The organism is Thermosynechococcus sp. TG215, from assembly GCF_031583455.1.
Lineage (GTDB): Bacteria > Cyanobacteriota > Cyanobacteriia > Thermosynechococcales > Thermosynechococcaceae > Thermosynechococcus.
The window spans coordinates 2,291,145-2,303,272 of the sequence record NZ_CP134178.1; the positions used below are offsets into that span (position 1 = coordinate 2,291,145).

14 protein-coding genes are annotated in these 12,128 nt (G+C 53.1%); 9 read left to right on the forward strand and 5 right to left on the reverse strand.

Annotation, left to right across the window (positions count from 1 at the left end):
- Positions 1–14 precede the first annotated feature (14 nt).
- On the forward strand, positions 15–650 hold the full coding sequence (locus RHJ02_RS11210; RefSeq protein ID WP_310438501.1) for a YqiA/YcfP family alpha/beta fold hydrolase: 636 nt from the start codon (positions 15–17) through the stop codon (positions 648–650).
- On the opposite strand, the gene RHJ02_RS11215 is transcribed toward RHJ02_RS11210, so the two are convergent.
- A complete protein-coding gene (locus tag RHJ02_RS11215) occupies positions 635–1,621 on the reverse strand; it encodes a methyltransferase domain-containing protein (RefSeq protein WP_206200230.1) in 987 nt (328 codons plus the stop codon). The genes RHJ02_RS11210 and RHJ02_RS11215 overlap by 16 nt on opposite strands.
- 232 nt (positions 1,622–1,853) lie before the next feature.
- Here RHJ02_RS11215 and ribBA point away from each other — a divergent pair, with 232 nt between their 5' ends.
- A complete protein-coding gene (ribBA, locus tag RHJ02_RS11220) occupies positions 1,854–3,497 on the forward strand; it encodes a bifunctional 3,4-dihydroxy-2-butanone-4-phosphate synthase/GTP cyclohydrolase II (RefSeq protein ID WP_225901720.1) in 1,644 nt (547 codons plus the stop codon).
- A 54-nt stretch (positions 3,498–3,551) separates the two neighbouring features.
- On the opposite strand, the gene RHJ02_RS11225 is transcribed toward ribBA, so the two are convergent.
- Genes RHJ02_RS11225 through RHJ02_RS11235 form a run of 3 tightly spaced genes read right to left on the reverse strand, consistent with a single transcriptional unit; the run spans position 3,552 to position 5,673 of the window.
- Complete coding sequence (locus tag RHJ02_RS11225) at positions 3,552–4,130, reverse strand: 4'-phosphopantetheinyl transferase superfamily protein (RefSeq protein WP_302678331.1); 579 nt, start codon at positions 4,128–4,130, stop codon at positions 3,552–3,554.
- A gap of 10 nt (positions 4,131–4,140) precedes the next feature.
- Positions 4,141–4,578, reverse strand: a complete 438-nt coding sequence (locus tag RHJ02_RS11230) for a hypothetical protein (protein ID WP_225901575.1) — start codon at positions 4,576–4,578, stop codon at positions 4,141–4,143.
- A gap of 60 nt (positions 4,579–4,638) precedes the next feature.
- Complete coding sequence (locus tag RHJ02_RS11235; RefSeq protein WP_149819497.1) at positions 4,639–5,673, reverse strand: Gfo/Idh/MocA family protein; 1,035 nt, start codon at positions 5,671–5,673, stop codon at positions 4,639–4,641.
- A gap of 143 nt (positions 5,674–5,816) precedes the next feature.
- On the opposite strand from RHJ02_RS11235, the gene queC reads away from it, so the two are divergent.
- The 7 genes from queC (at position 5,817) to RHJ02_RS11270 (ending at position 11,748) form a co-directional block, all read left to right on the forward strand.
- On the forward strand, positions 5,817–6,518 hold the full coding sequence (queC, locus tag RHJ02_RS11240; RefSeq protein WP_310800231.1) for a 7-cyano-7-deazaguanine synthase QueC: 702 nt from the start codon (positions 5,817–5,819) through the stop codon (positions 6,516–6,518).
- A gap of 125 nt (positions 6,519–6,643) precedes the next feature.
- Complete coding sequence (gene dnaK, locus RHJ02_RS11245) at positions 6,644–8,560, forward strand: molecular chaperone DnaK (protein ID WP_310800232.1); 1,917 nt, start codon at positions 6,644–6,646, stop codon at positions 8,558–8,560.
- 205 nt (positions 8,561–8,765) lie between these two features.
- Positions 8,766–8,930, forward strand: coding sequence for a hypothetical protein (locus RHJ02_RS11250; protein WP_011057571.1), 165 nt, complete (start codon positions 8,766–8,768; stop codon positions 8,928–8,930).
- Between the two features lie 10 nt (positions 8,931–8,940).
- Positions 8,941–9,240: a TMEM165/GDT1 family protein gene (locus RHJ02_RS11255; RefSeq protein WP_206200235.1), complete on the forward strand. Its 300-nt coding sequence runs from the start codon at positions 8,941–8,943 to the stop codon at positions 9,238–9,240.
- A 125-nt stretch (positions 9,241–9,365) separates the two neighbouring features.
- On the forward strand, positions 9,366–10,166 hold the full coding sequence (locus RHJ02_RS11260; protein WP_310800233.1) for a mechanosensitive ion channel domain-containing protein: 801 nt from the start codon (positions 9,366–9,368) through the stop codon (positions 10,164–10,166).
- Positions 10,156–11,004 (forward strand): IS630 family transposase, encoded by an 849-nt coding sequence (locus RHJ02_RS11265; protein ID WP_310800578.1) that lies wholly within the window; start codon positions 10,156–10,158, stop codon positions 11,002–11,004. Before RHJ02_RS11260 ends, RHJ02_RS11265 begins: the two co-directional genes overlap by 11 nt.
- A gap of 69 nt (positions 11,005–11,073) precedes the next feature.
- Complete coding sequence (locus RHJ02_RS11270) at positions 11,074–11,748, forward strand: cyclic nucleotide-binding domain-containing protein (protein ID WP_310800234.1); 675 nt, start codon at positions 11,074–11,076, stop codon at positions 11,746–11,748.
- A gap of 5 nt (positions 11,749–11,753) precedes the next feature.
- Here the strand turns inward: RHJ02_RS11270 and RHJ02_RS11275 are convergent, their stop codons facing one another.
- A complete protein-coding gene (locus RHJ02_RS11275) occupies positions 11,754–12,128 on the reverse strand; it encodes a YraN family protein (RefSeq protein WP_206200237.1) in 375 nt (124 codons plus the stop codon).

The window sequence follows — 12,128 nt, forward strand, 5'->3', positions numbered from 1 at the left end:
GGGATTATTGAGCAATGCAATATCTCTACCTCCATGGATTTGCCTCGTCGCCGCGCTCAAGTAAAGCTCAGTATTTTCGCGATCGCTTTGCGGAACTCGGTCAACCGCTACTCATTCCTGATCTCAATCAGGGGGATTTTTTTCATTTGACCTTAAGTCGTCAAATTGACCAGGTAGAAGCGCTGCTCGCCCCAGAGGAACCCGTCACATTGATTGGCTCCAGTTTTGGTGGCCTGACGGCTGCTTGGCTAGCGCAAAAGCATTCCCAAGTGGTGCAACTGTTTCTGCTGGCACCTGCCTTTGAGTTTGCGATCCATTGGCTGCCGCGCTTGGGCGATCAATACCGCCGCTGGCAAGAAACGGGTGTGCTGGAGGTGTATCACTACACGCAAGAGCGCCTGCTCCCCCTTAGCTATGGCTTTGCCAAGGATTTACTGGAGTACGACGATCGCCAGCTGCAGCGGCCTGTGCCTACCCTCATTTTCCATGGTCTTCAGGATGAGGTGATTCCCATCGAAGCCAGTCGTCGCTACTGTGAAGGCCGCCCTTGGGTGAGTCGGGTGGAATTGGACAGTGATCACGCTCTCAAGGATGTACAGCCGGCCATTTGGGGCATGATGTATCCAATCATCTATCAGCAGTTAACTTGAGAGGCTGGGTCAAGGGAGACCGCAGGAACTTCTGCTCGCACGGCGCGAAACATGCCAAAGCGGCACAGTCCCATGCCAAAGGCAAGCCGCATCAACAGAAAGGTGGGTACTTCCCGCAAAGATTTTACTAGCCCCGGTAGGCCAAAGCGAATCAGCCCCTCTGGTCGCACAATTCCCTGCCAAATTGAATCTAGCCACGAGGGGAGCGTTTCCTGTGTCCAGTCAGCAGTGATCACCTCTCCAGCCACTAAACCCGTTGCGGCAAGGGCTTCGGCAAAGCCTTCAATACTGGCAAAGGCGGGGTGTGCCCATTGATCCAAGAGCTGCCGCATAATGAGCCGCTCCCAGAGGTTCAAGGGGTGCTGGCGATCGTCCCTTTGGTTCCAATCGGCAACCACAAGAATCCCCCCCGGCTTTAGGACACGGAGTAATTCCTTAGCAAACTGCTGTTTATCGGGCATGTGGGGGCCGGCCTCAATTGACCAAACCACGTCAAAGCTGGCATCTGGAAATGACAAGGCTAGAGCGTCATCCACCTGAAACTGCACGTTGAGATCCGCAGGAGTGAGTTCCCGCGCCCGCCGTACCTGTTCAGGGCTGATTGTAATTCCCGTCACGTGAAAGCCATAGTCACGCGCTAGCATACGACTGCTCCCGCCAATGCCACAGCCCACATCCAAAACCGTTGTCCCCGGCGGCAGGCGATCGAGACCCGCCCAGCGCACCATTTCATGGACAAAATCTGCCTTTGCTTGGCGAAAGTCCCTACGACGGGGGGGCGAACCATAGTGGCCAAGGTGAATATGCTCACCCCAGTAAAATTCAAGAATGCCGTCATTGGTCCAGTCGTCATAGGACTCGGCGACAGAGCGGGCAGACTCGTACTTGCGAGGAAACAGGAGATAAAGCGCTAACCCTAGGAGGACTAACGCGCCAACAATGATAACCAGTATGAGCAATAGATGAGACATGCAGCAGATTGGCTGGTGAAACCTTTCACTATGATGACGAGGTTTTTAGCATTTCCACAAGGGAAAGAGCCACAGATGGGTTTTCGTGGGAGATCGTACGCTGTTCAATACTATCTTGAAAAGTTGGTGCAATCCTACCTGCTAGTGCTGCGGGCACCCAATCCTCGTGAAAAAGGCTGTAACTTAATAATAAGGAGCCTTAAAAATTCTGGAAGGAACTGCCTTGGCGGATGTGCCTGTGTTTGACTCGATTGAATCTGCGTTGGATGCCCTGCGGCGGGGTGAAGTTATCGTCGTGGTGGATGATGAAAATCGTGAGAATGAGGGGGATCTCATTGGTGCCGCTGAGCGTGTGACCCCAGCCATGATTAACTTTATGGCGGTTCATGCCCGAGGATTGATTTGCCTCGCCATGGAGGGCGATCGCCTCGATGAATTGGATTTGCCCTTAATGGTAACAACAAATACCGATAGCAACCAAACTGCCTTTACGGTGAGTGTTGATGCCGGTGCCCGTTGGGGCGTGACCACAGGCATTTCCGCCGAAGACCGTGCCCGCACCATTCAAGCCCTCATTGACCCGACGACCCAGCCTCAAGATTTACGTCGCCCCGGCCATGTCTTTCCCCTGCGATCGCGCCCTGGGGGGGTTCTCAAGCGAGCCGGCCATACCGAAGCCGCCGTCGATCTGACACGGTTGGCAGGTCTCTACCCAGCGGGGGTCATCTGTGAGATTCAAAATCCCGACGGCACCATGTCGCGGCTGCCCCAACTCATTGAATATGCTCGCACCCACCAACTGAAGATTATTAGCATTGCCGACTTAATTAGCTATCGTCTCCAGCATGAGCGTTTTGTCCGCCGCGAAGCTGTGGCCAAGCTACCGACGGAGTTCGGTGAATTTCAAATCTATGGCTATCGCAATTCCCTCGATCAATCGGAGCACGTCGCCATTGTCAAAGGAGATCCTGCCACGTTTAGCGAGCAACCCGTGCTGGTGCGCGTTCATTCTGAATGTTTGACGGGCGATGCCCTCGGTTCACTGCGCTGCGATTGTCGGATGCAACTGCAAGCGGCTCTGAAAATGATTAACGCGGCAGGACGCGGTGTGGTGGTTTATCTGCGCCAAGAGGGTCGTGGCATTGGCCTAGTCAACAAGCTACGTGCCTATTCCCTGCAAGATTTGGGAATGGACACCGTGGAAGCTAATGAGCACCTCGGCTTCCCAGCGGATTTGCGTAACTATGGCGTTGGCGCCCAAATGCTCAATGACTTGGGAGTGAAGCAGATTCGCCTGATTACCAATAACCCCCGTAAAATTGCTGGCCTCAAGGGCTATGGCCTCGAAGTGGTGGATCGGGTGCCCCTGCTGATTGAAGCGACGCCCTACAACACCCCCTACTTGACGACTAAGGCGGAGAAACTGGGGCATCTACTGCTACAAACTTACCTGATCACAGTGGCCTTTCGCTGGCAGGAGTCGCAATTAGATGCGGGCGATCGCTATGAGCGGTTGGAAAAAATACGTCATCTGGCCGCAGGCGTCCATTTGCTAGTGCGCGAAGAAGCTCGGCCCGTTGCGCAGGCCATCTTTGGACATCCTGACCTGATTGTTCACTTTGGCTTTGACCAACCCCATGTGGCCGATCGCCAGTGGTATCAGCAGCCAGAACATCCCTATGTCTTGGCGGTGCAAACCCTGCTGCGGCAATTTTGCCAATGGCCAACCCTGAAGGGATTTGAGTTTCTCGTGGCCACCGGCAGCGATCCAATGCTCAACCTACCGATGGATCTCGATCGCCAAGCCTACACCCAACAGCCCCCCAGTGAGTGGCAACCTCATCTCATCTATTCATGGTCAGCAGTAGCAGGTTAAAGCGTCGATGAATATCTTGGAGCATCTACGCCGTTTTCAAGTGTGAACATTCATTTATCCCACTACTTCTGGCCAAAAAAAGACACACTGGAGCGGCGTTGGCGTTAGCACAACAACACTGGCAATGGCGCGATCGCCCACGGGGAAACTGACTGCCCAATGTTCTAAAGGCTGAGCCGCCGTCCGCTGCCATACCCCGATCCCCTGAGCCTTGAGCCACGCTTCATAGTATGTCCAAGCCTGTAGAAACGAGCGATCGCTCCCCTCTAATATCCTTTGTTGCAGAGCCGCCCCAAAAAACCGCCGACTAATGGCTGAACGCTGAGGACAGGGGCGCAATATTTCTACATCTACCCCTACAGCCGCCCGGCCACTCACGGCCAACACCGCTAAGTTACCACTATGGCTCCAGTTAAATTCCAAAGCATCCAAATAGGGCTTACCCCCAGCGGTACGCGGTAGAGGCTTCTCGCCAAGATTCGGCTGATAGCGTCGTAAATAGGCGCGCAGGGTAACCTCACGGGGCACATCAGGGGGAAGCGTTAACCACCAAAGATGCAGCGCATGGGAATACAAGGTGAGATTGTCGTGTGGCGCCTGCCATTGAGGGGCAACAATCGGGGGTAGGGGCAAATCCCACACATTAAAGACTGAGGCGTTTTTTTAGTGACAATAGGTGAGTGCGGGGATTAATGGGGCTACGGGGCAGCGGTAACTCAAAATTCGGCCAATTGGGCAGACTGGCACAGGGACAGTGTACAGGGGGTAACCCATGACAGGGTAGAGGCACAGGCATTTGGCAGCGGGCACAGGGGGTAATGTCCCAACAGTCGCTCAAGAGTTGCGTAATCGTCTCCGCCGTGTCCTCAAGAAAGCAGTCTCCTGCCTGACCAGAGATCACATAGACCCAGCAGGCCTCAAAGGCTTGACTGTAGCGATCGCCCTGAAGGACAGGTTGCGGCAGCACCGTATGCGCTCCGCCCCAAATACACAGCCGTTTGCCCAGCTGAAACCAGTAGGCGAGATAGGACTTCACCTTTGCTTGGGCTGCCAAAAAGGCACAACCTTCCAGATCCGTCATTGACACAACCCTCGCTGCTGTACTTACTACCCTAGCGCAAGGAAACGAGGGCGATGCGTGCTAACGAATCAGTGCCGCCAAGGAAGCATCCAACTGTCCCCAACTGTGGCCATCAAGGGCTAACTGCTCAATGAGACTGGCCAAGCGCAACGCTTTGAGTGCCTGCTCTCCACCCACCGAGGGAGGTTGACCACCACGAACACAGTTGACGAAGTGCTCCAACTCGGCATGGAGGGGTTCAATATTGCTTGTATAGACCTTCTCAATGAGACCGTCTTGGCGGTAGAGAACTTGACCATGATCGGCACTGCACGATGCGGTGGTTTTGCGGTGAATGAGAATCTCGTTTTTCAGGAAATCGGCCTCCGTGAGGGAATTTTTGCAGTGGGCAGCAATGCGTCGTTGTTTGCGGTGGGTGACTTTACTGGCTGTGAGGGTGGCAATAATGCCGTTGGCAAAGCCCAATGTGGCGGTCACGTAGTCCAGATACCCAGAGTTGGCAGAGCGACTGCCGGCGGCCGTTAGGCGCACCACAGGGGAATTGGTGAGTTCCAATAGCAAGTCAATATCGTGGATCATTAAGTCGAGAACCACTGAGACATCATTAGCGCGATCGGAGTAGGGACTCATGCGATCGGCTTCAAGGGCAAGGATTTCCTCAGTGCGCAGAACTTTGCTCAGTTCTTGAAATGCAGGGTTAAAGCGCTCAATATGTCCGACTTGGAGGATGCACTGGCACTCCGCTGCTGCGTTGACGAGCGATTCTGCTTCGCTAATACTGGCGGCAATCGGTTTTTCCACCAAGACATGTACCCCGTGGCGCAAGCAGGTAATGCCCACTTCATGGTGGAGACGGGTGGGCACGGCAATACACACCGCCTCAACGTGGGGCAGTAAATCCACATAGTTTTCAAAAAATTTCACCCGATATTTGCTAGCGGTATCAATGCCCCGCTCCAGATTCACGTCAGAAATGCCCACAAGTTCGACATCTTTGAGTAAACTCAAAACACGGGTATGGTGCTGACCCATGTTGCCAACACCGATAACGCCAATGCGCAGTGGTTCGGGCTGGGGACGGACGGCAGAACTCATGTCTAGTTATTTCACTCCTCTACGCAACCGGGGAAGGGCTTGGTGTTGGCGATCGCCCGCCGTAAGTAGCAACTCACAGAATGAACATTTTCAGAAAGATGCTACCACAGCATTGCCAAATGTAAAGGTTTTGATAGACAGCTATGATGACGACACCAAAGGCCGTCGTGTTGCTCTCAGGGGGGTTAGACTCCAGCACGGTGTTATTTCGTGCCAAGGCACTGGGTTATGCTTGCTATGCCCTTTCCTTTGACTATGGGCAGCGCCATCGGCGGGAATTAGAAGCCGCGATCGCCATTGCCACCGCCGCCGGCGTGATTCAGCATCAAATGGTCTCCTTGAATTTGCAGTTGTGGGGCGGCTCTGCCTTGACTGATTTAACGATTGACTTGCCTCGCGATCGCGATCTGGCTACCATGAGCCAAGAGATTCCCATTACCTATGTCCCCGCCCGCAATACGATTTTCTTGAGTGTTGCCCTTGCCTATGCCGAAGCCCTAGGGGCGCAAACGGTTCATATTGGCATCAATGCCCTCGATTACTCTGGCTATCCCGACTGTCGGCCTGATTATATTGCTGCAATGCAGGAGGTCTATCGCTTGGGTACCAAGCAGGGGCGTGAAGGCCAGCCCATTGAAATTGTCACCCCCCTCATTGAACTCCACAAAAAAGACATCATTCGTCTGGGGAATGAGTACGGCGTTCCTTGGGAAAAAACATGGTCCTGTTACAGCGATGGCCAACAGGCCTGTGGTCGCTGCGATGCCTGTCGATTGCGTTTAGCGGCCTTTGCCGAATTAGGGCTTGTGGATCCTTTGCCCTACGCGGCTGACCACCCTGTGTAGGTTCGGTAAATCCCCCTTTTGCAGAGAGCGGGAGCGATCGCACTATAGGAAGGAGAGAGGGTTAAGCCCAATATGGGTGCTGTGCCCCGCATCGAAGTTAGCCTGCAAAGGGAGTTTTCGTCGCTATGGCAAAAGTTGTCGGAATTGATCTGGGGACCACCAACTCCTGTGTGGCCGTCATGGAAGGGGGCAAGCCCACGGTTATTGCCAATGCTGAAGGGTTTCGGACAACGCCCTCCGTTGTTGCCTACACCAAAAATGGCGATCGCCTCGTGGGTCAAATTGCCAAACGGCAAGCAGTGATGAACCCCGAAAATACTTTCTATTCTGTGAAGCGCTTTATTGGCCGTCGCTTTGATGAGGTGACCCACGAAGCCACCGAGGTCTCCTACAAAGTTTTGAACGTCAATGGCAACGTCAAGCTGGATTGCCCCGCCCTTGGCAAACAGTTTGCCCCCGAAGAAATTTCTGCTCAAGTCCTGCGCAAACTAAAAGAGGATGCCAGCAAATACCTTGGCGAGGAAGTCACCCAAGCGGTGATTACTGTGCCGGCCTACTTCAACGACTCGCAGCGCCAAGCTACCAAAGACGCTGGCAAAATTGCCGGTCTTGAAGTGCTGCGGATCATCAACGAACCCACCGCCGCTTCCTTGGCCTATGGCCTAGATAAAAAAGCCAATGAAACCATCCTTGTCTTTGACCTTGGCGGTGGTACCTTTGACGTGTCCATCCTTGAAGTCGGTGATGGCGTTTTTGAAGTGCTCGCCACCTCCGGGGACACCCACCTTGGTGGTGACGACTTTGACAAGAAAATTGTGGACTACTTGGCTGAATCCTTCCGTGCCCAAGAAGGCATTGACCTGCGCAAAGACAAACAGGCGCTGCAACGGCTGACAGAAGCGGCAGAAAAAGCCAAGATTGAACTTTCCAGCGTCATGCAAACGGAAATTAACCTGCCCTTCATTACTGCAACGAAGGATGGGCCTAAGCACCTCGACATGACGCTCACCCGCGCCAAATTTGAGGAACTCTGCTCTGACCTCATTGACCGTTGTCGCGTACCCGTTGAGCAAGCCCTCAGGGATGCCAAACTCAGCAAAGATCAAATTGACGAAGTGGTACTGGTGGGTGGCTCTACCCGCATTCCCGCCATCCAAGAGCTGGTCAAACGGCTATTGGGCAAAGACCCCAACCAGACTGTGAACCCCGATGAAGTCGTGGCCGTGGGTGCCGCTATTCAAGCTGGGGTGCTGGCAGGGGAAGTGAAAGACATTCTTCTCCTTGATGTCACACCGCTGTCTTTGGGGGTGGAAACCCTTGGCGGCGTGATGACGAAAATTATTCCCCGCAACACCACGATCCCGACGAAAAAATCCGAGGTCTTCTCTACTGCGGTTGATGGTCAAACCAATGTGGAGATCCACGTCCTGCAAGGGGAGCGGGAAATGGCCGCCGATAACAAGAGCCTCGGTACCTTCCGTTTGGATGGCATTCCGCCGGCACCCCGCGGTGTGCCCCAAATCGAAGTCACGTTTGATATTGATGCCAACGGTATCCTCAACGTCACTGCTCGCGACAAAGGCACTGGCAAACAGCAGTCCATTAGCATCACCGGCGCCTCAACGCTGCCTAAGGATGAAGTGGAGCGCATGGTGCGCGAAGCGGAAATGAATGCCGCTGCTGATAAAGCGAAACGCGAGAAAATCGAGACCAAAAACCAAGCGGAACAACTCTGCTACCAAGCGGAGAAACAGTTGAGTGAGTTGGGGGATAAAGTCTCCACCAGCGATAAAGACCGCCTCACCGCCCTCATTGCTAACCTGCGCTCGGAAATCGGCACTGAAGCCGAGAAAAAACCCATTGAATCCATTAATTTTGAACGGGTGAAATCGCTGATGCAGGATCTGCAACAAACCCTCTACAGCGTCGGCTCCAGTGTTTATCAAAGTGCGCAGTCCAGTGATGGAACTGGCTCCAGCAGCAGCGGTAGCAGTGGTGGTGGTGACGAAGTGATTGACGCTGAGTTTTCGGAAACCAAGTAGTCCCTTAAATTCGCAACTTTCTGCCAGAACAAGACTCCTCCTCCCCCTAGGTGAAAGCTTAGGGGGTTTCTCATTTTTGTGAGGGGGTATAGTCACAGTTTTTTCGATCACAGGCTTCTTGTGCTAGGGGAGAAATTCCGATAGAATAAAGTTTCTGTCCTTAATTTTTGTTGAGTGCTGAGACCACCCCACCATTGAGGTAAGCATGGCCAAACGCCGCAATCCCAAGAAAGAAAAAGCTCTTCGTAACCAAGCCTATGCTCGCAAGTTTCGCAAGCGTTCTTCGGGTCGCTACAGCCGCCGCCTAAATACGGAGAATCGCCCAGAGACGAAAACCACCGAGACGGTTGAGGAAATGACGGACGCCTAGAGGGCAGTCGGTGATTAAGCGCGCGTTGCCATGGCGAGAGTTCGGGGTTGCGTTTTTAACCGTTTTTTTGGCTGAATTTGCCGATAAAACTCAAATTGCTGTATTTTTCATGGCTGCCCGCGCTGCCTCCCCTTGGTTGGTGTTTTTGGGAGCAGCTTTGGCCTTAGTAACCACTAGTTTGATTGGGGTATTGATTGGTCGCTGGCTATCACAGTACCTCTCGGAACAGCGATTACAAACACTGACGGGTGGTAGTCTCTTGGCGATCGCCCTTTGGCTATTGTGGGATATGCTGCACCCAAGCCTTTGATGACCAAAATATCGCCACTTAATGGCGCGAGAAAGTTCCTTCAGTTGACGATCGCCCCCTGCTAAAGTGAGGGGGTTAGCTTAGGCACTGTCTAAGTTGGTGAACCCCTGAGGAGACTGTGGAGAATGCCATCCCAAGTCATTGAACTGTGGTCATCGTTCGTTAGTATTGCCGATGCACCGTTGTTTCGCCTTGGGCGGGAAACGATTTCCCTGCGTTGGCTGTTTCAAGTGGTGCTGTTGCTCATCCTCGTTGCCATTTTGGCGCGCTTTTTCAAGGGGGTGCTGAAAAATCAACTCCTACCCCGCCTTGGTTTGGATTTAGGCAACCGTGAGGCCATTTCCACTGTGATGAGTGGTGCCGGGGGAGCACTGGGCTACATTATTGTTTTGCAAGCAGTGGGGATTAATCTCGATTCCCTAGCGGTGATTATTGGTGGCTTGGGGGTGGGGATTGGTTTTGGTTTGCAGGATGTCACCCGCAATCTCATCAGTGGCCTGACGCTCCTGATTGAGCGCAAAGTGCGTGTCGGTGACTTTGTGGAAATTGAAAACATCAGCGGCTACGTTCAGGAAGTCTCGATGCGAGCCACGGTGATTCAAACCTTTAACGGTTCAAATGTGGTGGTGCCCAATACCTACCTTGCCGATAGTCCGGTGCTGAATTGGTACTACGAAACCCATCGCGGTCGTATTGATATTGCCATTGGGGTGGCCTATGGGACAGATCCAGTTTTGGTGACGGAAGTCTTGCTCAATATTGCGCATTCTGAACCAGATGTCCTCAGGGAGCCAGCCCCTCGGGTGATTTTCCGTGAATTTGGCGATTCTGCCCTTATAGCTATTTCGAAAGGGAGTGAGATATTTTCAAGAGGGATAGGCTATACTCAAAGAGTCATGAATGTTACTCAAGAATATGAGCTATAGCTTGGACTTACGAGAGCGGGTTGTCTCCTACATCAAGCAAGGTGGCAAAATCAGTGAAGCCACTCAAATTTTTCAGGTGAGCCGCGCCACTATCCATCGCTGGCTGAAGCGAGACAACTTAGCCCCCACAGTTGTCCCCCGTCGTCCTTGGAAGTTGGATTGGGCGGCCTTAGCAGCCGATGTTGCTGCCCATCCTGATGACCGTTTAATCGACCGTGCCCAGCGATTTGGCGTTCAAGTTTCCACCATTAGTTATGCCCTCGCCCAGATGGGCATCACCCGAAAAAAAAAACAGATGCGTTACCAAGAACGGTGTGAAGAAGAGCGGCAAGCGTATCAACAACAGCTCGACACATGGGTAGAGAGCCATGGGGAGGAAACGGTAGTCTATATCGATGAGACGGGGTTTGACTCTCGAGTAGAGTGTGAGTATGGGTGGTCAGCGCGAGGCGAACGAATTTATGGAGAGCGAGCGGGGAAGCGTCAGAAAAGAGAGAGTTTAGTCGCAGGACGGTATAGACACCAGAAAGACTTCATCGCCCCAATGCTGTTTTGCGGATACTTGAATGCGGTAGGGTTTGTGAGCTGGCTGAGTCAGTACTGTTTGCCGGCATTAAAGAGACCTTCGTTGTTGATTATGGATAATGCACCGATTCATCCGAAAGGGGCGATTCAGGAAGCGGTCAAAGCGGCGGGTCACGAGGTGTTATTTTTACCGAAATACTCTCCTGATTTGAATGTGATTGAGCACGACTTCAGTGCGTTGAAGCGAGCGCGGATGTATGCAGGGTCAAACAGTTCGATTGATGAGGTGATTCGCAAGTATTGTGCTGGATAATGTCTCATTCTTTATTGGAATAGCTATAAGTTTGAACTCTGGGTATGGACGGATGCCATTGAGCGGCGAGTGTTCATCAAGAGCAGTCTCAATTTCAAGATTGATTATTACTTTCGGCAGCATAATATCTCGATTCCTTTCCCGCAACGGGACATCTGGATCCGCAATGCGCCAGCGCTCTCTCCCCTCAGTGAGCCAGCCGAAACGGTAGGCATGCCCTTGGCACCGGCAACGCCCTCTTTAAAGTCGCTGCTTCAGCAGGTGAGCTATTTTCAGTGCATGAATGACTTGCAATTACGCTTTCTCATCGAATCGGGCTACCGCAAGCACTTGGCAGCGAAGGAAATTTTGTTCCGTGCTCAGGAGGCAATCAGTAACTTCTACATCGTATTGCAGGGGCAGATGGCGGCGGTCTATGAGGAGAATGGTGAACTCAAGCCAATGATGACGTTTAATCCGGGGGAGCACTTTGGCGAACTGTCGCTAATGCTGGGGGTGGCCTGCCCAGCAACGATGATGGCAATGACGGATACGGTCTTGTTTGTCCTACCACGGGAGGGATTTGAACAGTTGCTAAAAGAACACCCTTCCCTTGCCGATGATATTGCGGTGGCGATCGCCCGCCGTCAGGATGTGCTGGCGCAACATCAACAGGAGCTTCAGCAACTGAGTCGCCAAGGGTCGGATCAAAGTCGTCCGATTAACTGGATTCGCGATCGCCTGCAAAAACTGCTGAGTTGGTAAAGTGCTCAATCGGTGGCGTCCAGCGTAAATGCGTGCTCCAAGTATTGATGCAGCCGATAGGTACCTGCTTGGTATCGCACCAAGGCCACATCGAAGCGACAGGGATGATCCTGCCACTGGGGCTGACGTTCTAGGAAGGCTTGGGCGGCCAAAATGAGTTTGCGTTGCTTGCTAGGGGAAATCGCACCGAGGCCATCACAATCCCAGTTGCGGGAACGGCGGGTTTTCACTTCGACAAAGCGCACCACCCCCCGCGGATCACAGGCAACAATATCCAGCTCACCCCAAGGGCAAGACCAGTTCTGAGCCAAAATTTGACACTGCTGGGTTTGTAGCCACGCGACAACTACCGCTTCCCCGCGATCGCCCACGTGGCGCAT